The organism is Paenibacillus sp. SZ31, assembly GCF_012912005.1.
Classification (GTDB): Bacteria; Bacillota; Bacilli; order Paenibacillales; family Paenibacillaceae; genus Paenibacillus.
Map to the genome: position 1 here is coordinate 40,165 of NZ_JABBEA010000005.1, position 26,625 is coordinate 66,789.

At 45.3% G+C, this 26,625-nt stretch carries 17 protein-coding genes and 2 tRNA genes; 4 read left to right on the forward strand and 15 right to left on the reverse strand.

Going from position 1 to position 26,625, the window contains the following annotated elements:
- Nucleotides 1–151: 151 nt before the first annotated feature.
- The 7 genes from lon to HF638_RS12250 all read right to left on the reverse strand — a co-directional run bounded on the left by lon (nt 152) and on the right by HF638_RS12250 (nt 10,367).
- Nucleotides 152–2,491, reverse strand: a complete 2,340-nt coding sequence (gene lon, locus HF638_RS12220; protein WP_169480462.1) for an endopeptidase La — start codon at nt 2,489–2,491, stop codon at nt 152–154.
- An 86-nt stretch (nt 2,492–2,577) separates the two neighbouring features.
- Nucleotides 2,578–4,332, reverse strand: coding sequence for an ATP-dependent protease LonB (lonB, locus tag HF638_RS12225; RefSeq protein WP_169480463.1), 1,755 nt, complete (start codon nt 4,330–4,332; stop codon nt 2,578–2,580).
- Nucleotides 4,333–4,500: 168 nt separating this feature from the next.
- Entirely contained in the window at nt 4,501–5,598 is a 1,098-nt protein-coding gene (gene ispG, locus HF638_RS12230) for a flavodoxin-dependent (E)-4-hydroxy-3-methylbut-2-enyl-diphosphate synthase (protein WP_017692591.1), read from the reverse strand.
- 121 nt (nt 5,599–5,719) lie between these two features.
- Nucleotides 5,720–6,973, reverse strand: a complete 1,254-nt coding sequence (gene clpX, locus HF638_RS12235; protein WP_062837817.1) for an ATP-dependent protease ATP-binding subunit ClpX — start codon at nt 6,971–6,973, stop codon at nt 5,720–5,722.
- Nucleotides 6,974–6,985: 12 nt separating this feature from the next.
- Nucleotides 6,986–7,576, reverse strand: a complete 591-nt coding sequence (gene clpP / locus HF638_RS12240) for an ATP-dependent Clp endopeptidase proteolytic subunit ClpP (protein WP_169480464.1) — start codon at nt 7,574–7,576, stop codon at nt 6,986–6,988.
- A gap of 379 nt (nt 7,577–7,955) precedes the next feature.
- On the reverse strand, nt 7,956–9,296 hold the full coding sequence (tig, locus tag HF638_RS12245; RefSeq protein WP_169480465.1) for a trigger factor: 1,341 nt from the start codon (nt 9,294–9,296) through the stop codon (nt 7,956–7,958).
- A gap of 138 nt (nt 9,297–9,434) precedes the next feature.
- A complete protein-coding gene (locus HF638_RS12250; RefSeq protein ID WP_481856157.1) occupies nt 9,435–10,367 on the reverse strand; it encodes a hypothetical protein in 933 nt (310 codons plus the stop codon).
- A 233-nt stretch (nt 10,368–10,600) separates the two neighbouring features.
- Here HF638_RS12250 and HF638_RS12255 point away from each other — a divergent pair.
- Nucleotides 10,601–10,674: transfer RNA gene (locus tag HF638_RS12255), tRNA-Arg, on the forward strand.
- Nucleotides 10,675–10,960: 286 nt separating this feature from the next.
- A complete protein-coding gene (locus tag HF638_RS12260; protein WP_169480466.1) occupies nt 10,961–12,190 on the forward strand; it encodes a CynX/NimT family MFS transporter in 1,230 nt (409 codons plus the stop codon).
- 124 nt (nt 12,191–12,314) lie between these two features.
- On the opposite strand, the gene HF638_RS28815 is transcribed toward HF638_RS12260, so the two are convergent.
- The 5 genes from HF638_RS28815 to HF638_RS12285 form a co-directional block, all read right to left on the reverse strand.
- Entirely contained in the window at nt 12,315–16,262 is a 3,948-nt protein-coding gene (locus HF638_RS28815) for a S8 family serine peptidase (protein ID WP_169480467.1), read from the reverse strand.
- Nucleotides 16,263–16,641: 379 nt separating this feature from the next.
- On the reverse strand, nt 16,642–17,415 hold the full coding sequence (locus HF638_RS12270) for a class I SAM-dependent methyltransferase (RefSeq protein WP_169480468.1): 774 nt from the start codon (nt 17,413–17,415) through the stop codon (nt 16,642–16,644).
- A gap of 256 nt (nt 17,416–17,671) precedes the next feature.
- Nucleotides 17,672–19,531: a beta-glucoside-specific PTS transporter subunit IIABC gene (locus HF638_RS12275; RefSeq protein ID WP_169480469.1), complete on the reverse strand. Its 1,860-nt coding sequence runs from the start codon at nt 19,529–19,531 to the stop codon at nt 17,672–17,674.
- A gap of 229 nt (nt 19,532–19,760) precedes the next feature.
- Nucleotides 19,761–20,603: a BglG family transcription antiterminator LicT gene (gene licT, locus HF638_RS12280; RefSeq protein ID WP_169480690.1), complete on the reverse strand. Its 843-nt coding sequence runs from the start codon at nt 20,601–20,603 to the stop codon at nt 19,761–19,763.
- Between the two features lie 320 nt (nt 20,604–20,923).
- Nucleotides 20,924–20,997: transfer RNA gene (locus tag HF638_RS12285), tRNA-Arg, on the reverse strand.
- A gap of 292 nt (nt 20,998–21,289) precedes the next feature.
- Here HF638_RS12285 and HF638_RS12290 point away from each other — a divergent pair.
- Complete coding sequence (locus HF638_RS12290) at nt 21,290–21,583, forward strand: magnetosome magnetite crystal formation protein family (RefSeq protein ID WP_017692583.1); 294 nt, start codon at nt 21,290–21,292, stop codon at nt 21,581–21,583.
- A gap of 170 nt (nt 21,584–21,753) precedes the next feature.
- On the opposite strand, the gene HF638_RS12295 is transcribed toward HF638_RS12290, so the two are convergent.
- Both HF638_RS12295 and HF638_RS12300 read right to left on the reverse strand, forming a co-directional pair.
- Nucleotides 21,754–22,110, reverse strand: a complete 357-nt coding sequence (locus HF638_RS12295) for a hypothetical protein (RefSeq protein WP_062837823.1) — start codon at nt 22,108–22,110, stop codon at nt 21,754–21,756.
- A 31-nt stretch (nt 22,111–22,141) separates the two neighbouring features.
- Nucleotides 22,142–22,441: a hypothetical protein gene (locus tag HF638_RS12300; RefSeq protein ID WP_145325243.1), complete on the reverse strand. Its 300-nt coding sequence runs from the start codon at nt 22,439–22,441 to the stop codon at nt 22,142–22,144.
- 194 nt (nt 22,442–22,635) lie between these two features.
- Here HF638_RS12300 and asnB point away from each other — a divergent pair, with 194 nt between their 5' ends.
- A complete protein-coding gene (gene asnB / locus HF638_RS12305; protein ID WP_169480691.1) occupies nt 22,636–24,480 on the forward strand; it encodes an asparagine synthase (glutamine-hydrolyzing) in 1,845 nt (614 codons plus the stop codon).
- Nucleotides 24,481–24,607: 127 nt separating this feature from the next.
- Here the strand turns inward: asnB and HF638_RS12310 are convergent, their stop codons facing one another.
- Complete coding sequence (locus HF638_RS12310; protein ID WP_169480470.1) at nt 24,608–26,302, reverse strand: methyl-accepting chemotaxis protein; 1,695 nt, start codon at nt 26,300–26,302, stop codon at nt 24,608–24,610.
- Nucleotides 26,303–26,625: the final 323 nt, after the last annotated feature.

Below are 26,625 nucleotides of genomic sequence, written 5' to 3' on the forward strand. Positions count from 1 at the left end.
ATCTTTCCTCTCTTGAACGCCTGTGCTAAGCATAACCTGTTGATGGTATTATGCCATGGATTGTTCTATCATACCAAAAAAACCGTTCCAGCGGACGCCGAAGCCTCCGCAGAACGGTCTACTCTTCATACGAACCTTTCGGATATGTGGATTACAGGTGAATTCCTGCCTGTTCAACAAGTGCATGCTGCAGCACCTGATCCATATGGGCTACTGGGACAAATTCCACATCTTCCTTGATGCTGTCTGGAATGTCACGCAGGTCCCGTTCGTTATCCTTGGGCAATAATATTTTTTTATAGCCGGCACGATGCGCTGCCAGTGATTTTTCTTTCAGACCACCAATCGGCAGTACACGCCCACGCAGTGTTATTTCACCAGTCATGGCGATATCCTTCGAAACATGTTTGTTCGTCAAGGCTGAGATTAACGCTGTTGCCATCGTAATTCCAGCAGACGGACCATCCTTCGGAATGGCTCCTTCCGGAACGTGGATGTGGATATCGTTCTTCTCATGGAAGTCAGGTGCAATCCCCAGCTGTGTAGCTTTGGAACGAGTGTAACTGAATGCGGCTTGTGCCGATTCCTTCATGACATCCCCCAGTTTACCTGTGAGAGTCAATTTACCTGTTCCAGGTACAACCGTCACTTCAATGATAAGGGTATCTCCACCCACTTCAGTCCAAGCAAGACCTGTTACGGTACCAATCTGATCTTCCAGTTCGGCCATACCATAACGGAACTTGCCAGGTCCAAGGTAGTCTTTGACCGCATCTGATGTGATGTTGATCTGACCTTCTACACCTGATACGACGTTCTTGGCAGCTTTCCGGCACAACGAAGCCATCTGCTGTTCCAGATTACGCACACCGGACTCCCGTGTATATTCACGAATTACACGCAACAGCGCGTCATCCGGGATTTCCAGTTGCTCTTCTTCCAGACCATGGTCCTGTTTCTGTTTGGGCAGCAAATAGTTTTTCGCAATCTGCAGCTTCTCCAGCTCCGTGTAACCAGGGATGTTGAGCATTTCCATCCGATCCAGCAAAGGACGCGGAATGTTGTGTACCGTGTTGGCAGTTGTTATAAACATAACGTTGGATAAGTCAAACGGCAATTCTACAAAGTGATCACTAAACGTATTATTTTGTTCCGGATCAAGCACCTCAAGCAGCGCTGCGGAAGGATCTCCGCGGAAGTCTGAAGCCATCTTATCAATCTCGTCCAGCAAGAATACCGGATTGAGTGAACCTGCCGTTTTCATCCCCTGGATGATACGCCCAGGCATAGCCCCTACATAGGTACGTCGGTGACCACGAATCTCGGCTTCATCACGCACGCCGCCAAGAGATATTCTTACAAACTCCCGACCTAGCGATCTCGCGATCGAACGGGCAAGTGATGTTTTACCGACCCCTGGAGGTCCAACCAGACAGAGAATCGGCCCTTTGAGCTTCTTGACGAGCTTCTGGACAGCCAGATATTCAAGCACACGCTCTTTGGGCTTTTCCAATCCGTAATGATCTGCATTGAGCACGTCCTCGGCTTTTTGGATATCCAGATCATCTGCTGTCATCTGACTCCAAGGAAGGCCAAGAAGCCAATCCACGTAGTTTCGAATGACTCCACCCTCGGCTGAACTTGCAGGCATTTTCTCCAGTCGATCAATTTCTTTCTCGACCTTTTCTTTCACCTTGTCCGGCAAGCCGAGTTCTTCCATCTGAGTGCGAAGTTCCTCAACCTCACCCGCACGGCCTTCTTTTTCACCCAGTTCTTTCTGGATCGCTTTCATCTGCTCGCGCAAATAATATTCCTTCTGCGTTTTCTCCATCTGTTTCTTCACACGTTGGCTGATCTTGCGTTCAAGCTCCAGCACTTCGCGTTCGTTGTTCAGGATGTCGAGTAATTTCTCCAAACGTTCCCGAACGTCGATGGTCTCCAGAATTTCCTGCTTATCCTTGATCTTCAAGGACAGGTGACTCGTGATGACATCGGCTAGGCGCCCCGGTTCTTCGATGTCGGACACTGCTGCAAGTGTCTCGGGTGTCACTTTTTTGGACAGATTAATATAATTTTCGAACTGGTTCAGAACGGTACGCATCAAGGCATCCGTCTCCGGATGCGTATTCTCCTCTTCAGGCAGTTCTTGTGCCAGCACTTCGTAATATTCCTCGTTGTCCGTATATTCAATAATTTCAGCCCGTTCCAAGCCTTCCACGAGTACACGAATCGTACCGTTCGGAAGCTTCAGCATCTGTCTGACCTTGGCCACGGTTCCGATTCTGAAAATGTCTTCTTGTGTTGGTTCTTCAATATTTACCTCGGCTTGGGAACATAGGAGAATCAAATGTTCTTCTACCATCGCTTTTTCTAAAGCCTTGACCGATTTCTCCCGGCCCACATCGAGATGCAGTACCATACTCGGGTAGACGAGAAGTCCTCTTAAAGGCAGTAAAGGAAAACGACGACCTTTCGCTTTGCTCGGTCCCATCGCTTTCGCACCTCCAATGGCTCTCAGGTTGTAGTCATTCATTATTCTATCAAATGTTCACATAAAAAACCAATGAAGGGAAGCGCTTAGCAGCTTCCCGAATCTGTAACCTGTCCTGGACGAGGCACGTCAGCACGCAAATAGGAAGCGGATGCCGGTGGAAAAATCTCCGTTGCAGGTGTAATCGCCTCATCTGCAAGCTTCGTTTGTTCCATCTGTTGCGATTCTGGAACCCATGCGAATACCTCACGAAATACGTCCTGCACCGTATCTACCGGAATAACGCGCAAGCCCTCCAGATTCTCAAAAATGGACTGCCAGTTCTCCGCCGGAATAATAACGGTCTTCGCTCCTGCCTGAAAAGCAGCCTCCACCTTGGCCAGTACGCCACCAATCGGCTTGACCCGACCATGGATGCTGATCTCACCAGTCATCGCTGTCTCATGATCCACAGGGCGTCTCTGAATGGCTGATGTAATGGCAGTCGCCATAGCGATCCCGGCTGATGGACCATCAATAGGCGTCCCGCCCGGGAAATTCACGTGTAAATCGTAATCATTCGGACGAATACCCATGGCTTTTAATACGGTTAACACATTTTCAACCGAGCCTTTAGCCATACTTTTTCGCCGGAGTGTCCGTGAACCGCCTCCAATCTCTTCTTCATCCACAACCCCCGTAATGTTGATCCGGCCTTGATCTTTGAGAGCCGGAACAGCAGACACTTCGATTTCCAAAATGGTTCCCATATTCGGTCCGTATACCGCCAAGCCGTTAACAAACCCCACCTGCGGCTGTGAAGGGACCTTACGATCAGGTCGTGGCTGAATCTGGCTGCTACCAGCCACCCACTCCACATCGGACGCCTGAAGCGTCTCACGTTTCTCTGTCAGCGCAAGCCCGGCAGCGAGCTGGATAATATTGACCGCTTCACGTCCATTGGTTGCATATCGCTTGACCACATCAACGGCATCCGGGCATGGGCTGAACCCAATTTTCTGCACAGCGTCTTCTGCAATTCGCCCAATCTCCTCAGGTAATAAAGGACGGAAATAAACTTCCATGCAGCGCGAACGCAAAGCTGGTGGCAGTTCATGAGGCGAACGTGTCGTTGCTCCAACCAGGCGAAAATCGGCCGGCAGGCCATTTTGAAAAATATCGTGGATATAAGCAGGAGTATGCGTGTCTTCCGAGTTATAGTACGCACTCTCCAAAAACACCTTGCGATCCTCCAGTACTTTCAACAGCTTATTCATCTGAATCGAATGCAATTCACCAATCTCATCAATAAAAAGCATTCCCCCATGCGCTTTCGTGACAGCGCCCGGTTTCGGTTGGGGAATACCTGCAACGCCCATGGCTCCTGCTCCCTGATATATCGGATCGTGGACCGAACCAATTAAGGGGTCCGCAATACCACGTTCATCAAAACGAGCTGTTGTTGCATCCAACTCCGTGAATTTCGCGTCTGGCTTGAAAGGAGAAGTTGGATTCTTCTTGGCCTCTTCCAACACGACCCTTGCGGCAGCTGTCTTCCCGACTCCGGGAGGGCCATAAATGATAACATGTTGCGGATTCGCACTGCATAAAGCAGCTTTAAGGGCACGCAGCCCGTCTTTTTGCCCAACTATATCGTTAATAGTAGCTGGACGCGTCTTCTCCGACAACGGCTTGGTGAGTGAGATTGAACGCAGCTTACGCAGCTTCTCCAGTTCCTTGCGAGATTCACGCTCAACAGCACTGCGGTTCGTTTTCTGGCCACGTAGCAGGTTCCAGAAATACAAACCAATCACCACTCCAAAAAATAACTGAATCAACATGATGACCATACCAAATTCCATGTCTTCACATCCTCCTATTTTGTCGCTATTCTCATATGAGATCATGCTAATACTTGGTAGTATAGCCTTTTCAACGCGACGTAAACGGGCGATGCAGAATTTGTATGCGAGAAAATAAAAAGCCCACCATCGCTGGCGGGCTGTTACAAAAAACAAGATATGAATCAATCAGTGCGAACGACCAGGAATAACCCCTGTCTCTTCATAGGCTTCGACGATTTTGTCGATCTCTTTTTTCAATTCCTCAACCATGATTTCTTCAGGCACTTTACGAATCATCTTACCATGACGGAACAAGAGACCTTCTCCACGAGCACCAGCAATGCCGATATCCGCTTCTTTGGCTTCACCTGGACCATTAACTGCACAACCCAGCACCGATACTTTAATCGGCACCTTAAGTTTGGAGATATACTCTTCCACTTCGTTGGCAATGGAGAACAGATCGATGTCCAAACGTCCACACGTCGGGCAGGAGATCAATGTAGCTGCATTTGTAATAAGTCCAAAGGTTTTGAGCAAATCACGAGCAACCTTGATTTCTTCCACCGGGTCCGCACTCAGCGAGATCCGCATCGTTGAACCAATACCCATGGACAACAAGGCTCCCATACCTGCAGAGCTTTTAATTGTACCGGAGAACAGTGTACCTGCTTCGGTAATCCCGAGATGCAACGGATACGGAATGATTTGCGCTGCTTTGGTATACGCTTCAATAGCCATAGGCACATCCGATGCTTTGAGAGACACGATGATATCATGGAAATCAAGCTCTTCCAGAATACCAATGTGATACAATGCACTTTCTACCATAGCATCAGCTGTAGGATACCCGTACTTCTCAAGCAGATGGTTTTCAAGTGAACCTGCATTTACCCCGATGCGAATCGGAATGCCGCGGTCTTTACAAGCCTTAACCACTTCTTCCACTTTGGCGCGTTTACCGATATTACCGGGATTAATCCGGACTTTATCGATACCATTCTCAATCGCCAGTAAGGCCAGCTTATAGTTGAAATGAATATCTGCTACAAGCGGTATGTTAATGCGTTTCTTGATTTCCTTGATGGCTGCGGCAGCTTCCTCATTATTCACTGTTACACGTACCACTTGACAGCCGGCTTCTTCCAGTCGCAAAATCTCTGCAACCGTCGCCTCAACATCTGCCGTTTTGGTCGTACACATACTCTGGATAATGACTTCGTTACTGCCACCGATCGTTACGTTTCCCACTTTCACGGGACGTGTATCTTGTCTTAAATACATGAGTGATTTCTCTCCCCACAACGTCAAAGCTCCACCCTGACAGAGACACGAATTCGCCTTCTGCCAAAGTGGAGAACTGACAAGTCTATATTTCAGAGTTCAAACAGGATTCAGGCTTTCATTAGGCGCTTTCTTCCTGCTTATCGTCCTTCGATTGGCTTAGTTCAGGCACGACTCTTTTCTCAACGACTTCTTCGGTAATAACACAGTTCGTAACATCTTCACGTGAAGGCACTTCATACATGATTTCAAGCATGATGCCTTCAATGATGGCACGCAAACCACGTGCACCTGTGTTACGTTTGATTGCTTCTTTTGCAATCGCGAGCAATGCAGCTGGTTCAAATACCAGATTCACATTGTCCAGCTCAAGCAGTTTTTGGTACTGTTTGGTAAGCGCGTTTTTCGGTTCGGAAAGAATCCGTACCAACGTATCTTCATCCAGTGGCTCCAAAGTGGAGATGACTGGCAGACGGCCTACAAATTCCGGAATCAGACCGAATTTCAGCAAGTCTTCCGGCAATACCATGCCCAGATATTCACCTGGTTTCAGATCTTGTTGCTCAGCAACGGTATTGAAACCAATGACTTTTTTACCGATCCGGCGTTTGATCATTTGCTCCAGACCATCAAAGGCACCGCCGCAAATGAACAGGATATTCGTTGTATCAATCTGAATGAATTCTTGATGAGGGTGTTTACGACCACCTTGTGGTGGTACAGAAGCCACGGTTCCCTCAAGAATTTTCAAGAGTGCCTGTTGAACACCTTCACCCGATACATCACGAGTAATGGATGGGTTTTCGGATTTACGCGCTACTTTATCAATCTCATCGATATAAATAATGCCACGCTCTGCTTTTTCCACATCATAATCAGCAGCTTGGATCAGCTTGAGCAGAATGTTCTCTACATCCTCACCCACATAACCCGCTTCTGTTAATGAAGTAGCATCAGCAATAGCAAAAGGTACATTCAGGATTTTTGCCATCGTTTGCGCAAGCAACGTTTTACCAGAACCCGTAGGTCCTAACAGCAAAATGTTACTCTTCGACAATTCAACATCTTCAATCTTGCTTTGCGTGTTGATCCGTTTGTAGTGATTATACACTGCAACAGACAATGACTTCTTCGCTTGCTCCTGACCAATAACATATTGATCCAGGATATTACGAATTTCTTTCGGTTTTGGAATATCTTTGAGGTCTACTTCTTCATCATGACCGAGTTCTTCCTCAACGATTTCGGTGCAAAGTTCGATACATTCATCACAAATGTACACGCCTGGTCCAGCGACCAGCTTACGTACCTGTTCCTGAGATTTACCGCAAAAAGAGCATTTCAGTTGCCCTTTCTCATCGTTAAATTTAAACATGAAACCACCCCTTTAGGAATTGATCGGTCTACTGAGCACCTGGTCAATAATGCCGTACGTCTTAGCTTCGTCAGCGCTCATGAAGAAGTCACGGTCTGTATCCCGCTCAATTTTATCAAGAGACTGACCCGTACGATCGACGTATATTTGATTCAGTTTCTGACGTGTTTTAATAATCCATTCTGCGTGTATCTTAATATCCGCAGCCTGTCCTTGAATGCCGCCGAGCGGCTGATGAATCATCACTTCGCTGTTCGTCAGCGCATATCTCTTGCCAGGTGCACCGGCTGTCAGCAATAAAGAACCCATGCTTGCTGCCATCCCTACGCAAATGGTAGATACATCCGGCTTGATATATTGCATCGTATCGTATATACCCATCCCTGCAGTGACAGAACCACCAGGTGAGTTAATGTACAAGCTGATATCCTTTTCAGGATCGTCGGCTGCCAAAAACAAAAGCTGTGCTATGACAAGATTGGCTACATCGTCATCAATCGCACTGGTTAGAAAGATAATGCGATCCTTCAGCAAACGCGAATATATATCGTAAGACCGCTCGCCTCGATTGGTTTGTTCTATAACCATTGGCACCAGACTCATGAGACCAACCTCTTTTCTACATGTAATTAGACATAGGCCACCTGTAAAGCAAACCCAAATTCATTCTAACACTTTCCTGTGACAATGTCATTTTTCACAAGAGGTATCAGACATCAGTTCGTTTACTTTTTTGCCTGATCATATTTAACCATGTTTTCTATGTATGTGCAAATTGAAGCCATCCTATGCCGTATTGCGATTTTTTATTTGCACGAAGTGTCATAGGTATGTAAAAAGTGTACACGGATCAATAAAATTAGTACTCATCCATATTATTACTTCATTTTCTATAAAATGGATGTCGCAATTTAAAAATAAGGCACGCAATAATTCACGTGCCTTATCGTTTATTCAACTGACAAGTTGATAACAGCTTGTCTTATTTTTCGTCAGCTTCTGCAACAACTTCTTCAGCTGGAGCTTCAACCGGCTCAACAACTGTGCTGTTCTCAAGGAGAACCTCAATCGTTTTACGCAGTTTAACTTCATCACGAAGGCTGTCCAAGGAACCATTACCCTCGAGGATGCCACGGATCTCATCAGCAGGACGCTTGTAAGATTCAGCCATTTTTTCGAGTTCTTGATTCACTTCTTCGTCAGATACTTCAATGTTTTCCGCTTTACCTACAGCTTCAAGCACCAGGTTGTTGCGAACACGTTTGGAAGCATCTTCTTGCATTTGTCCTCTGAGGTCAGCTTGAGTCTGTCCAGAGAAGCTCAGGAACATTTCAAGGTTCATACCTTGGTTGCGCAGACGGTTGTCGAAATCACGCATCATGTTCTGTACTTCGCTCTCTACCATTGCAGAAGGAATGTCCACTTCAGCGTTCTCAGCCACTTTTTCTACAACTGCATTTTCTTGAGCAGCTTTGGCTTCGTCAGCTTTACGGGATTCCAATTGTGTTTTCAGGTCAGCTTTGTACTCTTCCAGTGTGTCGAATTCACTAACATCTTTAGCAAACTCATCATCCAATGCAGGAAGCTGTTTGCGTTTGATTTCGTGAATTTTCACTTTGAATACCGCTTGTTTGCCAGCAAGTTCTGCTGCATGGTAGCTCTCTGGGAAAGTCACTTCTACGTCTTTGAAGTCGCCTGTGGAAAGACCCACAACTTGCTCTTCAAATCCAGGGATAAATGTGTTGGAACCCAGTTCCAGGGAATAACGCTCAGCTTGTCCACCTTCGAAAGGTACACCATCAACGGAACCGTCGAAGTCGATTACTGCAACGTCGCCGTTTGCAGCGGAACCTTCGTCGATTACAACGAGTTCAGCGTGACGTTGTTGAAGACGCTCAAGTTCTTCAGTCACTTCTGCGTCAGTTACTTCACCTTTTGCTACAGCAACTTCGATTCCTTTGTAGTCACCCAGGGTAACTTCTGGTTTCACAGTTACTTTCGCTTTGAACTTGAATGTTTCTCCTTTAGCAAATTGTTCAACATCTACGTCAGGACGATCAACCGGGAAGATATCCGTTTGGTCGATTGCTTCTGTATAGGCTTCAGGAAGCAAAATGTCGATTGCTTCTTGATAAAGGCTCTCTACACCAAAACGTGCTTCGAAGATGGAACGTGGTACTTTACCTTTACGGAATCCAGGTACGTTTGCTTGTTTTACCACTTTATTAAAAGCTTTGTCGAGTGCTGCAGTTACACGATCTGCATCCACTTCAACCTCAAGAACCCCAAGGTTCTTCTCTATCTTTTCCCAAGTTGCTTTCATTGTATACTTTCCCCTCCAAAATTCACATGTTCACGTAGGCAATCACGTACAAAATAACCATTTTAGTATAAACAAGATTAGATTCTTTTTCAAGGGGAATCCCTTGATACAGTTTAAGGAAAACGTTTCCGGCCTCGTTTAACCGTCCAAACCAGCAGATACAAACTGTTTCATCGAACGATAAGCCTGCTCCAGTCGAAAGCGCATCGCGCCTGTCACAGCATACATTGAGCGGGTATTTTCCTCATCATGCGAGCCACCCAGACTGTCTGCAACGGTCATATGTAGAGCTGCTGCCCATATATCTGTCATGGAATCATTTTCTTCCAGCATCGATACATAATCACGGGTTCCATACACCGCCATGACATATTGTATCCACAGTTCCTGGGCAAAATAAAAGAGCGTAGGTTCATGAACCTCCGTCTGATCTGCCACTCGTTCCAGAATCTGAACGATTTGGAGCGGGAATTCCTCTGGTTTAAGAGGCACGGTATCAAGCTCCACCTCTACCTGCTCTTCGCCTCTCGTAAACAGGATCATACCTTGAACACCTCGACGACGCAAGGTTTGCAGCACCCGGAACTGAAGCAAAGGGTGAAGCGACTTATCTTTTAACCAACTCGTAAGTGCCTCGTCAATCTTCGGCAGATCAAGATAGGCCAGTTGCTCCAACGCCAGCATCGTCTGTTCAGACAACGGTTCTTCCATTACTGTACGAAGCATCTTATCAGCATAACCATCATCCTGTTCAAGCTTCAAACGGGCATGCTGCCTCGCCATGTCTTCCTCACTGACCTCTTCCTCTTCCTGTTCCTCATCAACGGCAGGTGAAGTTTCTTCATAATGAGGGAACGCAGCCTGAAGCCATTCGAGCAGGGCCCGCCACTCATCATAGTGGCGCTCTTCCTGTCCCTGACATTGCAGCAAAAAGTGAAGCAATTTCATCGCTTCACCATACCGTTCATTTTCAAGCATCACTGTCAATTGAATCTGGTAATAGTCCAGCGTCTTAGGAAACAGCACAATATTGTTGTTGTGCTCGGTTTCCGGGGTCGTGGATTCCTTAATGGGAGCACCTCCTCTATATCCTGAATCTCCAGTCGGAATCAACATAAATAGATGTATATATTTAAACGATTGTCGATCTATTTTCTGAGTTCTCCTGATATTCTAACATAACCTTAAATATAATGAAAAAAACGTTACTGCCGCCAAATATCATATACGAAAAATAGTTTAAAATAAAACGCTTGATATTCCTGTTCGCATATGATAGAATCAATTTTGCTTGAAAAATTCATGTCTCAGTAGCTCAGCTGGATAGAGCAACGCCCTTCTAAGGCGTCGGTCGGGGGTTCGAATCCCTCCTGGGACGTATTAAAAGAAACTTCCTTTGGGAAGTTTTTTTGCGTTCTGGGGGTGAGAACCCCAATGGTTCGTCGGAGCATTCGCTTCGTTAGCACTACTTCGCAGTCTCGACTGCAAGGAGAGTATCCCTCCTGGGACGTATTAAAAGAAACTTCCTTCGGGAAGTTTTTTTGCGTTCTAGGATGAGTTTGACCCATTTCATTGCTCGATATTGACATAGAATGTTATGCTTGCGGAGTGGATAATGTAACAATCCATACATATCAACTCATTAGGAAACAGGAGATTTTATCATGTCATCTTCAATACAGCAACACGCATCTATCCAAGCCGAAGAAGAACATTCTTCCGCATCCAAAAGATTCGGCCTGTTATTAGCAGGCATTATCGTCATCGCTGCTACCATGAGGTCACCGATCACGGCAACCGGTCCCGTTGTGGAGATGATCCGGTCCGACACAGGTATCGGTCATACGATGGCAGGGCTTCTGACCTCGCTTCCTTTGCTCGCTTTTGCAGCAGTCTCTCCTTTTGCACCACGTCTTGCGAAACGTTTAGGACTTGAATCAGCCTTGCTGATCGCTATCGTCATCGTAACTCTGGGGGTGGCGTTACGTTTATTGCCCTCTGTCTTAGCCTTATATGCAGGAACCGCAATATTGGGATGCGGCATTGCGTTAAGCAATGTGCTTTTACCAAGTTTGATCAAACGCGATTTCCCATTGCGTGTAGGCATCGTGACCGGACTATACTCTGTATCCATGAATATATTTGGCGCTATCGCCTCAGGCATGAGTGTGCCAGTAGCAGGAGCAACCTCCATCGGTTGGCGCGCTTCTCTGGGCATGTGGGCCTTGTTATCCATATTGGCACTTCTCCTGTGGCTCCCCCAAGTCGCTGCGGGACGCCAGCGACTGTTATATGTGGCCACCCAGAGTGAAGGGACACCTGTGCGTCTACGGACATCATCCCTGGCTTGGTTCATTACATTATTTATGGGTCTGCAATCTCTAATCTTCTATACGACGATTACCTGGCTTCCCGAGATTCTCGCCGAACAAGGCTTCAGCCCCACCTCAGCAGGCTGGATGCTCTCCTTGATGCAGATGGTTAGCGTACCCGTTACCTTTATCGTTCCAATCCTTGCTGGCAGAACGCGAGACCAGCGTGTTCTAACCATGGTAACGTGCTCCTCTTTAATTGTCGGGTATGCTTTATTGTTAAGCGGCCTCCCTTCACTCGTTACCATCGGCGTCACGTTGGCTGGAATAGGTGCTGGCGCTTCGTTTGGACTGGTGACGATGTTCTTCGTCCTTCGCACAAAAGATGCCAGACAAGCTGCCAGTCTGTCCGGTATGGCCCAATCAATCGGTTATATGCTGGCGGCAGTGGGACCTCTACTGTTCGGCATGCTTCATGACTGGACAAAAGGGTGGACCCTTCCATTGCTGATACAGGTTCTTCTCGCCATCGCTTTATTCATCGCAGGTATCCAGGCCAGCAAGAATCGAATGATCGGGTAGTCATACAATTCATTTAATAGAAAGAACAAAATGAAACGGCCTCCATCCTGCAAAATCAGGATGGAGGCCGTTTGTGCATAGAACAATTCCTTCATTAAACTAATCAGCTTGAATGAGGAAGAGCTTACTTCACTTTTACCGTAATCGTGTCTGTGCCGGTAACTCCGGCTGCGTTAATTAACTCAGCTCGATACGTATATGTGCCCGAAGCTTTCCCGGACAGTGTACTCACAGCACTTTGAGCAAGAGGTGTAACCGCACGGAGTTCTTGCGTGTCAATCAACTCATCATTTTCATAGAGACGGTACTCAGAGGCATTAGTCCCCCACCACAGGTTCATGGTCACCTTATAGTTGCCGTCGCCATCCCAGTTATCCTGAGAGAGAACTGCTTTGCCTGGCGTTGCATTGGTAACCTGAACAGTCAACGTCTGACTACGCGTTGTTCCCTTGTCGTTCGTTAGCTCGGCCACGTAAGTATATGTGCCATTGGCTTTGGCCGTAACCTTGGTTTGAGCAGACTGCGCGGAAGGCGCGTTATAAGTCAACTTCTGCGTATCAACCAAAACCCCGTCCTCATATAACTTGTAGCTAGTTGCGTTCTCGCCCCACCACAGGTTCATGGTGACGATATAAGAACCTTCTGGCAGGCCGTTGCCTACCCAGTTATTGTGTGACAATACTGGAGTGCCTGGTGCTTTGGTAGCCGGAGTTTCAGGTTCGGTCTCCACAGCTTCCAATTTCAATGCCGTATTAGCTGTACCTGAAAGCCCCTGTAGGTCTTTCACCGTAAGTACAACAACATATTCACCCGATTCAATCCCTTCCAAAGGAAGGCTGAAGGTGCCATCTGCTTGTACTTCAAAAATACCCTCTTTTTGAATCGAACCATCTTCTTTTTTCACAACATACGTTGCTTCCAAGGAAGCTGCTGGATCAAACGCAATATTCCATCCGCTGGCAAGCGCAGGGGCAACACGGAAGTACAAGTCTTCCACGCTACCATTAAGGACTGCAGACTCATCCACTGTGAACTCCAACGCTTCTGGTGCAGTTACAGCAGGAGCTGTCTTTTTCACCAAGAATGGAGAAGTATCTTCCTTGTAGGTTTTGCCGTCCGTACCAATGGTCGTGATATCCACGGTGTATAAACCATCCGGAATCTCAGTTACTTCATCGGTTGTGTAGTCTGCATATGTGCCGTTCCAAGCAAGGTTATATCTTGCATTTGCACTAAAGTTAAAATAGTTACCGAAAATGGAGCCGATATAACCGTCTTGATAATATCCACCTTCTGGGTTAAGACCATCATAAATCTCAATCAGGGCAAAAGTCATCGGATTATAGAATTCCATCGCTACATTCAGCGTATCCAATGTACCATCAGCTTTCAATGGATAGTGGAATGGATTTTTTTCAGTACCTTTTACCGTCTCAATATATTTCACTCCACTCAACGTAACGTTGAAATGAGCAACATATGGCACTGTAAAGGTATTGGTTCCGTTCGACAATTCAATGTATCCTTGGGCTTCTGTGACCCCAGTAACCCCTCGTGGAACGGTGATTGTCACTGCAAGTTCTTCCTCACCATTTAGTGTGAACGAACTCTTGTCTACGGCAACGGATACGCCAGCGACATTACGAGTCGGATTCACATTTACGGTGTAATCTCCACCGCTACCATTCAGCGCTTCAACTTTGATCGTTTTGGTAATCGTCTTTTCGTCAGTACTCAGGAAATTACCATAGTTGATGCTTCCGGTGATATTTTCCTTTTCAACAACAGAGCCACTCTCTGTGTATTGAGTAACATCAAGCACTTTCACAAAAGCAGCAGGATCGATGGTGTTCACAGCCTGAATGCGCCCTGCACCTTGATCAAATACATCAAACTTCGTCGTATCCAGCACTTTACTATTGTTCATGAGCGCAACTTTGATATCAAATGGCGTCCAGTCCGGATGCTTCTCAATCAACAGCGCAATCAAACCTGCTACATGAGGTGTAGCCATACTGGTACCTGTTTTACGATCATAAGCTTGTGCGTAATCTGCGTCTGGCTCATCCTTGCCGTAGGCAGGAATCGTAGACAGAATGCTTGTACCTGGTGCAACAATATCCGGTTTGATGTCCAGCGTGACCTTTGCAGGTCCACGTGAACTGGATGAATTCATTTCATCGCCCGGAGTTTGGGAACGTTCAAAATCACTAAAGCTCACTTCAACGGCTTGTCCTGCGTCCAGTTCAGCCTTGATCACATCCCCATCTTCCTTGGACATGCTCAATGTCGGAATGAGTTCAAAGTTATCGCCCAGACTTACACCGATCGGACCCGGAATGTTGTTATATACAATAACAGCCACGGCTCCAGCCGCTTTGGCATTGGCGATTTTCTCTACAAATGCGAGTTCACCCCGCTGAATCAATGCTACTTTACCTGTAAAATCCTTGCCTTCAAAATCAGTTGGTTTACCCAGTGCTGCATATTCAAGTCCAAATTTCCCTGTCAAAACAGTTTCAGGGTCTGCTGACAGGCTCCAGCCCATCAGATCCAGACGGTAAACCGACTCTGTGATAGACAGTGGAGCTTCAGTCGGAGCAATCACAGACTCTTCTTCCACAGGAGCAGCTTCAGGAGAAACTCCAACGGGTGCAGAAGGTGATGCAGATGGCGTATTTTCTTCTGTTGTAGCTTCTTCTACAGCTTCTTCAGAAACTACGTCTTCCACTGCTGCAGCACTTTCTTCAGTAGCAGTTGCCGGTACGCCTTGTTCTGAAACTTCAGGTGCTTCTGTTCCAGGTGCTGTCCCCAGTTCAGGAGATTGTTCAACCTCTGGCACCGGTTGTTGTTCAGGCAACGTTTCTTCGCCTTCTTCACCAATCCAGAAGTGAGTATCTGCTGTAATAAGCTGGCTAGGACCTGTAGAGTTACCTACGGTAATGGCCATGGCAGATGCACCCGGAGAACCGAGTGTATAACGGTTAGGTCCACTGTTACCACTTGCTACAACTGCTGTCACACCGGACAACATTGCATTGTTAAGGGCAACCGAAGTAACATAACTTGGATCGTTGGCGGAGTTACCCAACGAGAGGTTGATTACGTCCATGCCATCTTCAACAGAACGATCAATCCCGCCGAGTACCCATGACGTTTGACCACTACCATACGGTCCAAGTACACGGTAAGCATAAATATCTGCTTCAGGAGCAACACCAACAATGCCATAGTCCCCTGCTTCACGAGCAGCAATGGTACCAGCTACGTGCGTACCATGGGATGTATAATAGGCACTTCCATTAGCGTTAAACTCAGGTTCACCTGAACCTTTCCATTCTTGATATGTTGCTTCATACGGATCGCTATCATTGTCAACAAAATCCCATCCACCCTTATAGGCTGGCTGTAGATTAGGATGCTCATAGTCAATCCCTGTATCAATGACACCTACTTTGACGCCATTTCCTTTGTAACCCAGATCCCATACTTCAGGTGCACCAATAAAAGGCGCTGTGTCTTTCATATATGGGTTCACTTCATCTGTCTCGGGAGCTATTGTAACTTCAAGGTCAGGATATACGCTGACCACGCCTGGGATCTGAAGCAATTGTCCCACTTGGTTTCCTTTAATCTCAATGGCTACACCATTCAGAGCATATGCATACTCTTCCAATACTTCATGTTTGATTTTCTTCTGAGTGAGGCTATGTACAAATGACTGTTGTTGTTGCTCAACTTGAGTCACAGCCTTTGTTTCCATAGAGGAGGTAAATGATTTTCCTGAGAGGGTTGATTCACCTTGCGCTACTGCAACAGGTTTATTCGAAAGCTCAACGATAACTCGGGTGTTTTCTCCACCCAGGCCTTCCAAGCTCTTATCCAAAAATGGATCTGCGGCAAGTTTTGCTTCCCGTCCTGCAAGAATCTCTCTCCATTGTTTGGCTTCGGCTGTACTTGGTAGGTTCTCAAGCTGAATAACTGAATCTCCGGGAGCGGCTCCAGCCGCTGGAAGAATAATAGAAAAGACCATCAGAACACTTAATAACGTGGATATCAATCGTTTGCTCAAGGCTATGCCCCTCCTTTTAAATGTGAGTACCTCACCAAATGATGGGTTCCTGCTGTTCGCACGTACTGCAATACCTGCTCAATTTCACCACCTATCTGCAAGAAGATTGACCCTTGGTAAATTATTCTATCAAAATACCACACTTTCCTTCTAAATACTTACAAATATGATATAGAAATTACTTATATGGGTCTTGAGTATGATAAAAATATCCATTTGTAATTATTTGTCGTTTTAATATTTTATTTTTAAAATAGTGTATCAAAAAAAGACCCAGATCCTCTTTATCAGAAAGAGTTTCTCGGTCTACATGTGGAGGATTATTTTCATAAAAAAAGACTAACATATTTCTTTTAACAATGATAAAAAGATAAAAAACTTAACTTTCCGGCTTCACAGCTTCAATACGCAGACGCTTGTAATCGGCATACATCGCATCTTCTTTCCAAAGATGAGGCATCACGATCCGACTGGTTTCATGGCATATTTTTTGTATCTCATCATGGCTGAAACCTGCAAAATAGTCGCCTCCAAAATGAGTCAACCAGCCTACTATACCTTGCTCACCATCTGCCAGTCTGGTAGGACGGTCGTAGTGATAGGCCTGTCGTACCACAAACCCACTTTGTTCCAAAATATAGCTATATTCTCCGATCGAAGGGAAATACCAAGGATTTCGTTCTGGTGCACGAATGCCCGTGTTACGTTCCACGACCTCCTCTAGTGCATCCACAATGATCTGCACGTTCCCTTTACCGCCGAATTCTGCGACAAAACGCCCTCCGGGCTTCAGAGACTTCCAGATGTTATCTACAACAAGCTGCGGATTCCGCATCCAGTGCAGTGCCGCATTGGAAAAGACGGCATCATAGGGTCTAATCGTCTCATACTGATGACCATCTCCTTCCACGAATTCAATATGGGGAAATTTCTCCCTCGCACGGCGAATCATGTCCGGAGATGCATCCATTCCAATAACCTCAGCTTCCGCCAGAGAAATTTCATACGTCAAATCCCCCGTCCCGCAACCCAGATCAAGGATGTATTCCCCTTTCCGGGGTTGAAGCCATGAGATCAGGTTTTTGCCGTATCCGGATACAAAAGCCAGTTTGTTGTCATACTCATCTGCCTGCCATTGATTTAATGATTTCATGGATACCACCGCCGCTTTCTTCGTTGATAACCACATTGTTACACAGATTTTTTTATTGTTTAAATATATATAATCTATTCAATTGATAGGATAATCCTATGAGTTATATGAGTAATCTCCCTTCTTAATCAGATCGAGGTATATAATAGCTAGATAAAAAAGCTCCCCGAGGGGAGCTCTTAATCCTTTCAACCTAAACCTTGTTGATCAAAAGTCGATCTTCCGTTTTATGCAAAACAATCACTCATCCAACGGCTTAGGCAATCACTGTCATCAGGTAATCTTCATTCTTCACTTCTGCTTCAGCGGTTTTCAAAACATCCAGGTATTTGTAGGAGTTTGTTAAAATAACTGGAGTTGTTGTAATATAACCCGCAGCCTTAATCTGCTCGATATCAAATAATAACAGAAGTTGTCCTCGTTCTACACGATCTCCCTCCTGAACCTGCTTCTCAAAATGTTTTCCTTTGAGTCGTACAGTATTCACACCGACATGAATCAGAATTTCTGCACCTTCATCCGACGTTATACCAATGGCATGTCCCGTTGGAAAGACTGTCGTAATTGTTCCATTCACCGGTGAAGTCAATCTTCCTTCTGAAGGTTCAATTAAGATCCCCTGCCCCATGGCACCTGAGGCAAAGGCTTCATCCGGTAGTGTTTCTAATGGTTGTACTTTACCTTGTAAGGGACTGTACATGATTTCTTTTTTCACTTGGGTAGCTCCTGCTTTTACAGTTGTCGTTTCCGATGCAGTTTGAGTCTCTGGCTCCGGATCTTCAAATCCAAATACATAAACAAGAATAATGGAAAGTACAAGAGAAACCAGTAAACCAATTACTAGAGATAAGAATCCGCTGGTTACAGTAGGTAGCGCCAACAGTCCAGGCAGGACGAATGCAACTGCTTCTGCTCCACCCATACCGATAATAGCTCCGCCGACAGCCCCCGCAATACAAGCATAAATGAAAGGTTTTTTCAGTTTTAACGTTACGCCGTAGATCGTAGGCTCTGTAATCCCAAATACAGCAGCCAGTGTGCTGGAACCCGCCACAGCCTTCAATTGAACATTTTTGGTTTTCAAGAATACACCAAAACCTGCGCCTACTTGAGCAATAACCGCAGCACTCAGCATCGGCAACATCGTATCATAACCAATAGTAGCTATGTTACTAAGCATTACGGGGACAAATCCCCAGTGAACACCGAAGATAACAAAAACTTGCCAGAATGCCCCCGCGATTGATCCTGCTAAGAGAGGACTTAAATTGTAAGTCCAGGTATACACAACTGCCAGTCCCTCACTAATCAGGTTTCCTACAGGTCCGAAGGCAAGAAACGTTAATGGAATAATGATGAGTAGAGACAGCATCGGAACCAAAATGTTTCTAAGCGACTGGTGAATCAATGAGTTGAACCATTTCTCAACATAGGATTGTGCCCATACTGCCAATATTATTGGAATTACACTGGAGGTATAGCTAACCAGAATAATCGGTATTCCCAAAAAATTAAGATTCTCTGTTCCGCTAACAGCGGTAACGATTGTAGGATATACAAGTGCCCCTGCCACCGCCACTGATACAAAAACATTAGCCTTGAATTTGCGTGCTGCTGTTATTGAAAGGAATACAGGAAGAAAATAGAACACGCTATCAGAAGCAGCATTCAAAATCAGATATGTGCCACCAGCTTGATCGATCCAGTTCAATGACACAATAAGTGTCAGTAAACCTTTTAATACCCCCGCTCCCACCAAGGCCCCAAGAATCGGAGAGAAAATACTTGAGATAATATCCACAGCTTTGCCGAGTGCATTTGTTTTTTCTGACGATTTGTCAGACTTGCTCGAATTCATATCCGTGTTCCCCAAACCCGTTTCCTCCATGATCTGATCATAGACCTTACCGACGTCATTACCAATGACTACTTGAAACTGTCCGCTACTCTCAACAACTGTAATAACGCCTGGAGTGGATTCCAAAGCGGCTTTATCAGCTTTATCACGATCTTTCAACTTAAATCGAAGGCGAGTAGCACAATGGAAAACCGAATTGACGTTGGCTTCCCCGCCAACGAGAGTGATAATTTTTGAAGATAATTTTGGATCGCTCATGCTCAGAACTCCTCTTATAGTTTGTTGTCTTGCATCTTATAGTCTCAGGTTCACAAGTTACTGTAGTTTAGAGAATGAGCCCGTACGCGGCCTTCCCCCTACAGACAAGAAAAACCTAAACTCGTGGTGAAAAGAGCATGAAAAAACACACCCGTTTCACCATCAGTTTAGGTTTTGCCTGCACTACCAGTTACACCCTAACCCCAGATGGAGGTTTGTATTCTATTAATCAAAAGTTGCTTCTCTCCGTCACACGATGAATGTGAATTGTTAAATATACATACTCGTCTTTGCTCAGGGATTGCTGATACGTATTTTCCAAGTAATCATTAATAATCAGCGTACACTCAAACGCTTTGGCATACGTCATTCTCACTTGATTAAATAAAAATTCTTCCCCACTTTGAATGACTTCTTTTCGGAGTACACGCATCGCAAAATGTTGTAGATGCCTAACGAATCTTGAATAATTAACTGAGGACTCGTCAAGTACAATGCGGTAATGGTACGTAACAATATTTAAAATACTTTGGACCATATCCGTCATTTTTAACGTGTATTTCATCTCATCACTATCTATACTTGCATTCACGATATGAAGTGCAATAAATCCAGCCTCATCTTCGCCTAATGAAATACCAAGTGAGTTTTGAATGAGTTTCAGAGCATCCAGTCCAATCTCGAATTCCTTTTTATAAAACCGCTTGATCTCAAACAACATAGCATTTTTCAGTTCAATTCCCTTTTCATACCGCTGAATGGCGAAATGGATATGATCTGTTAAGGTGATATAAATATTGTCCGTTAGTACAGTACCAAGTACCTCGTTGGCGTGAATAATGATTTCATTAACCACTTCCAGATGCGAGACCGGTATATCGTTTAACAGTTCAGTTAATTTGGCGATGAACTCATTTTCATTCAGCATAAAAATTTTATCTATTCTATCCTCATCGACAGTGTCTCCTGCCAATTTATTAAAGGCAATCCCTCTTCCCATTACAATCATTTCTGTATTTTTAAGATTTTTGGTCAGAAGAACATTGTTGTTGAGAATTTTCTCAATAATCATCATTGCTTATGCACCACCTTCATGTTAGTTTCAACAAAAAATGCCTAAAATAGTTAAAATAGCACCATGCATTTAAGCATAATGATATTCTAATTATTTTAGGCATTGCCCGCGTGACCGGTCACAATCCTTTATTACTGCTATTCTAGCATAAATTAAAGCGATTTCAACATATTTTTTTTCGATCCGATCAGGCTTTGAATCTTTTAAACATGATTCTTTTTCCTTTTATATACTTGTTGTACTCCGACGAACCATTGGCAGTTCTCTTCCTCTGAACGCAAAAAGAAAACTTCCCAAAGGAAGTTTTCTTTTTTTTACGTCCCAGGAGGGATTCGAACCCCCGACCGACGCCTTAGAAGGGCGTTGCTCTATCCAGCTGAGCTACTGAGACAAATATGTATAATAAATTTTCGGCGCGGTTCTTATTATACTCTGTTTTCTAGATTTTTCAATAGTTTTATAAAAAAATTAATAATTACACTTCAATGCGGGTTCAAAAATGTACTTTTCGGTATTATTCTCATACTCCATTACCTTCAGGAATATGATAGCTTGAACCAGGCTATATTGAGGAGATTGGAACAATTAGAGCAGGATTAACATAAGACATGTTCAATGTCAGAATTGCTGGGTAATCTTTTGCATACATACATTTCAATGTTCCATTGAAGGAGAGAATCGTCATGAGACAACTTTTATCAGCCCTATCCTATTTTAGTATTTTCTTTGCCCCGTTCCTGTTTCCAATCATTATATGGATTGTTGCCAAGGATGATTACATTGAGGGACACGCGAAACGCGCTTTATTCTCACATGTATTCCCGTTTCTCGCTGCTATTCCGTTATTTTATTTCTTCGTGACTGCGCACAGCCTGGGTTCTGCCGTCGGGTTTGTCATTCTATTCTTTGTGATCTACGGATTAAGCTTTGTATATAACGTGGTCAAAGGCATTCAAGTGTTACGTGAGTATGCTTAATCACATCTCAACCTGATCTGACCTCGCATGACAAACCCCGCCGTTCAATAACGGCGGGGTTTTACAGTTACACATGCAGTTACAGCAACAGATCACTGTGTACATAAAGTTCAACGTTGAGCTTCTGTCTCGCAAGCATCACATGTGACATGTGATGCTGGAGGGCCCAGTTAAGCCTGTCCAACCAGGTACCGCTGAAGTGTTGGACCCAGCAAACCAAAGGCAAACAGCTCACTCTGAAACCGAGCCTTATCTTCTTCGGCAGTAATGCCTTCGCTGTTCTCAAATGCGGTTTCTGTCGCCTCTTCAAATGCGGTATGCATATTATTGTTATACCAGTCAATCGCCGAATCGGAGTGATTGCGTACAATTCGAACGACTTCCAGCGAATTTCCGGGCTGTGTTGAGGCCACGTATACAAGTAATGACGGGTCTCCGGCATTTCCGGGCTGCACTTCAACCTCTGCACAGGACAATCCATCTACCTCTGTTAATCTGCGTATTTTGGCATCTTGAATGGCATACATTCGTCATCGCGCTCCTTTTCCTATGTGCTTATCATGTACTTTGTTCAATCTGGTATCGTGTCTCTGGTGTGCCCAATCGGTAAATCTCCCGATACACCTGTTGTAATACCGTTTCATACGCCCGGTTTACGGACTCCTCCGGTGTATCTGGCCAAGGGAATACCATACCAGGAAAGGCCTCTTCCTCCTTTTCCTGCATGAGATTGAGCAGTCCCAGCAATTGCTCCGCTTCCTGTGGCGTTGCCTGAATGATCCATTCATACGATGTTACAGATGGATCCGGAATAACGGAGCGGCCCATGACAGACACATAATACTTCATACTGTCCATTGCATGTTCTCTCCTTCACAGGCATGTTGAGGCCGTTGTCCCTAGAACTAGTTTCCGAAGAGGACAGACATTTTATGCCTGCTTTCGGCATATATTTGATACGACTTCTGACGAAAAAGACAACATTTGCTGGCTGTCAGTAATTCAAGCAGCCATACGGATGAATGACTCGACCAAGAAAGGATGAACAAACCATGTGCGGTATTACCGGATTCATACAGTGGAATCGGGATCTGACCCAGGAATCAGAGCTGCTGGTCCGTATGACGGACAGCTTGTCGAACCGGGGGCCCGACGCTTCAGGTACATGGATCTCCAATCCTTGTGCCTTTGGACATCGGCGTCTTAGTGTAATGGACCCCGAGAACGGGGCACAGCCCATGCATGCGTTACAGGGAGATACCTCCTATACCGTCGTGTATAACGGAGAACTATACAATGCACCCGAGTTGAAAAAGGAATTGCTCCAGCGGGGGCATCAGTTCCGTACGCAATGTGATACGGAAGTGTTGCTCGCCTCTTATATCGAATGGGGACCGGCATGCGTGGACCGGTTTAACGGTATTTTCGCTTTTGCCATATGGGATGGGGGTCGCGAACAGGTTTTTATCGCACGGGATCGCCTTGGCGTGAAACCTCTGTTCTACAGCAATGCCAAAGACACACTCGTATTCGGCTCAGAGCCCAAAGCTCTGCTCATTCACCCGGATGTGGAAGCCGCTGTTGGCCCGGAAGGATTGGCTGAAGTCTTTATCGTAGGGCCTGCACGGACACCAGGACACGGCGTATACTCTTCACTAAGCGAACTCAAGCCTGCGCACGCGCTGATCTATAACCGAAACGGTATCCGAACCTATGCCTACTGGAAACTGGAAAGCCAGAACCACGAACATAACCTGGAAGAGACGGCAGCAGAGGTACGCTCTCTCTTGCAAGATACACTGGAGCGCCAGTTGGCTTCGGATGTTCCAGTATGCTCTCTTTTATCAGGAGGACTGGACTCCAGCGCCTTGTCTGCATTAGCCGTTGATTATTACAAGCGAACCGGGCAAGGCCAAATCAGTACGTATTCTGTCGATTATGTGGATAACGCCAAGCATTTCCAGGCGCATTCCTTTCAGCCGGGTGCAGATGGACCCTGGATTAAGCGAATGGTGGATGAACTCAAGACCGACCATCACTGGATTGAGATTGAGAACGGAGAACTGATTCATGCACTGACACAAGCCATGCTTGTGCGGGATCTGCCAGGTATGGCAGATGTAGACTCCTCGCTCTATTTGTTCTGTAAAGAAATCAAAAAAGGGGCCACCGTTGCCATTTCAGGCGAAGCAGCGGATGAAGTGTTTGGCGGTTACCCCTGGTTCCATCGAGAAGATATGCTGAACTCCGGTACGTTTCCGTGGTCTGTAGCACCTGATATGCGAGCAGCGTTGTTATCCCCGGATATTCGGGAATGGATTCGACCACTCGACTATCTGGCAGACCGTTATTCGGATGCAGTGGCTGAAGTGCCTCTTCTGGATGGGGAAACGGGCAAAGCTGCACAAATGCGGGTGATGTCCTACCTGAACATTACACGTTTCATGCCTACACTTTTGGATCGCAAAGACCGGATGAGTATGGGGGCGGGATTGGAAGTACGGGTACCTTACTGTGACCATCGTCTGATCCAATATGTATTTAACGTCCCTTGGGAAATGAAAATAACGGGCGGGCGGGAAAAAGGCATTCTGCGAAAAGCACTCGAAGGTGTCCTGCCTGACGATGTGTTATATCGCAAAAAGAGCCCGTACCCGAAAACACATAATCCACAATATCTGGCTGCGGTCAAACAACAGGTACTTGATATCCTGGATGATCCCACATCGCCTATCTTGCCTTTAATCGACAAAGCTCAGATCCGCAATCTTGCATCTTCACCAGATGCTGCTTCCAATCTTCCCTGGTTCGGACAGTTGATGTCGGGTCCCCAGCTATTTGCATATCTGACTCAGATCAATTCCTGGTTGAAGACATATAAAGTTGCTATTCGTTAGAATGACCTTCTGATCTCTCATTCATCAAAAAAGGGTGTCAGGAGAACAGCATAACTGTTGTTCTCACTGACACCCTCTTGTTATACACATTCATGTATGCTGAATTTCACACTGGAACCATCCATCATCACACTTTAAATTGACTCAATGACTGCTGTAACCCTTCTGCCATAGACGAAAGATCATTAGCAGCTGAAGCAATCTCCTGCATCGCAGACAGTTGTTCTTCTGATGTTGCACTGACTTCCTCTGTTCCAGCAGCCGCATTCTCTGTTACTTCCATGATTGTCTTCATGGACACATTGATCTGCTCCACACCCGCTGCCATTTGTTCAATGGATGCAGATACCTCCTGAGTCTGACCAGCTACATTGCTGACAGCTTCACGAATTTCTTCGAAAGTCCCACCTGCTCTATGAACAAGCTCTATACCCTCTTGAACCTCCGCGGTTACTTCTCCCATGGATTGCATTGCATCACTCATGCCTTTGTTAATGGCAGCAACAAGTGTGCTGATCTGTTCAGCTGATTTCGCCGATTGGTCAGACAGCTTACGTACCTCGGTAGCAACTACCTCGAATCCACGACCATGCTCGCCTGCTCTTGCAGCTTCAATGGCTGCATTCAGAGACAGCAAATTTGTTTGGGCCGATATTTCAGATATACTCTCCACCATGAGTCCAATCTCCTGAGAGTGATTGCCCAGTTCTTCAATAACCGCCGCAAGGGTCTGAACGGTCTGATGAATAGAATTCATCTGTCCAACAGCGGACTGAACTGCCTCGTTACCAGACACAGTTTTGGCTGATGCATTGGTCGCTTCATCCGACATGTTCTGCGTGTTCTCCGTCATTTGTTGAAAACCCGTAGATAATTCATTAATGGTATGGAATCCGTCTCCAACCATTCTCACCTGTGTATCCATACCGGTCGCAATCTCTTCCATCGTAACAGCGACCTGTTCAGTCGCCGAGGCGGTCTGCTCTGTACTTGCCGTTAATTCCTCGGAAGAAGCCGCAACGCGATCCGCATTGTTCCCCACCTGATGGATTAGTTGACGCAAGTTAACCATCATATCGTTAAAGGATTGAGCCAGATCCCCGATCTCATCTCGGTTACGAATCACAATGGCCTCACTTGTCAGATCTCCATCTGCAATCTGCCTAGCAACTTTGGCTACATATGCAACGGGTTTGGAGATGATTCTGCCCATGAACAGTGCGATTACTGTTCCCAGAACAATAGATGCTATCCCGATCATCACGATATATAGGAGCACGTTATGAATAAGTTTATTTGCATTGACGATTCCGGTATCCAACGAACTTTGCTGATGCTGCTCCAAGGCACTGATACTCTGCTCGAACCTGGACACAATTTCTGGACCTGTTTCGAGTATTAATCTTGTAATCTCATTGCTTCTTCCTTGTCTTTTTAAGTCCATCACATTTTGAGCGTAGGCATAATATTCTTCTGAAATCTCGCTTGAACGATCCAGAAGATCAATCATTACTTCGGTTGTAACTTCCGCTCGTAATTCATCGCTTATTTTTTGATAATCCTCATAAAAAGACTGAAAATCCTGCGCACTTTTATCATTGTCTTCCACCACGAAATTTCGCAACTCCACCTGCAAGGATTTCACATCAATAACCATATTTTTAATAACAAGTAGTTTAGCTGTACGGTCTTTGATTAAATCTGTATACGTTCTTTCCACTGAACGAAATTGCGTGTACGAGATCACAACCACAGCTACCAATAAAATAAGTACCGACAAAAAACCTAACAGTAATTTACGACTAATGGAAATTCTCTTCATTTTCGTTTCCCCCGTGTGCTTAAAATGACTTGCATTCTATGATTTATGTAGTAAGACTCTTCGAAGATCTTCCCTCCTTTTGCGGAATATAGAAATGGTTAAATTTGAAACTAATTAAAATATGTTAGCACATTCACACATCCAAAAATAGGTCTTTAGTATCTACCAATACTATATTTAACGATTTTTTTATATAAAATCGACAATATACTACATTTTCTATATCCAAAACCATGTTTTTTGAATCTTTATACCCAAACAAAAAAAGACCTTACCCAGAAACATCTGCTGGTGTAAAGTCTTTATCCATTTAAAAATAGTCT